This window comes from Faecalibacterium sp. DFI.5.82, from assembly GCF_029076575.1.
In the GTDB taxonomy this organism is placed as follows: Bacteria; Bacillota; Clostridia; order Oscillospirales; family Ruminococcaceae; genus Faecalibacterium; species Faecalibacterium duncaniae.
This window is the reverse complement of record NZ_JARFIS010001104.1, coordinates 1-289: the sequence shown is the minus strand read 5'-3', so window position 1 is coordinate 289 and position 289 is coordinate 1. Positions and strand designations below refer to the sequence as shown.

General features: G+C 66.8%; 1 pseudogene. It reads left to right on the top strand.

Annotation, left to right across the window (positions count from 1 at the left end):
• Positions 1–289, top strand: a pseudogene (locus P0G09_RS20340) (50S ribosomal protein L1); the annotation flags it as partial.

The window sequence follows — 289 nt, the reverse complement described above, 5'->3', positions numbered from 1 at the left end:
CTGCACGTCCGCCTGGGCGTTGACGGCCGCCACGCTGACCAGCAGGTCCGCGGCGCTGTTGTTCTCCCCAACGGCACCGGCAAGACTGTCCGCGTCTGCGCCATTGCTAAGGGCGCTGCTGCCGCTGCTGCTGAGGCAGCCGGCGCTGACATCGTGGGTGATGACGAGCTGATCGCACGCATCGCCGGCGGTTTCATGGACTTCGACGTTGTTGTCACCACCCCCGACATGATAGGCCGCGGGGGCCCAGAACCTTACCAAGACGGCCAACGCGGCCCATCATGTCGGG